The sequence below is a fragment of the Methylobacterium sp. CCH5-D2 genome, assembly GCF_001556475.1.
GTDB classification, from domain to species: Bacteria; Pseudomonadota; Alphaproteobacteria; order Rhizobiales; family Beijerinckiaceae; genus Methylobacterium; species Methylobacterium hispanicum.
On the sequence record NZ_LSIX01000262.1, the window covers coordinates 1 to 212 of the forward strand.

General features: G+C 81.6%; 1 pseudogene. It reads left to right on the forward strand.

What is annotated here, in order from left to right:
* Nucleotides 1-212: pseudogene (locus tag AX737_RS34160) on the forward strand (MFS transporter); the annotation flags it as partial.

Sequence of the window (212 nt, forward strand, 5' to 3'; positions counted from 1 at the left end):
CCGGTCCACGGCTTCTGGCCGGTGCTCGCGGCCGGCCTCGCCTACGCGGTCGCGACCGCGCCGCTGGCCCCGCTCGCGGACGCCCTGGCGCTCGGCGCGGCGCGCGGGGGCGCCGCCTTCGCGTACGGGCATGTCCGGGCAGCGGGCTCGGCGGCGTTCATCGCGGCCTCGGTCGCGGCGGGATGGCTCGTGGAGGCCCGCGGCCTGTCGGC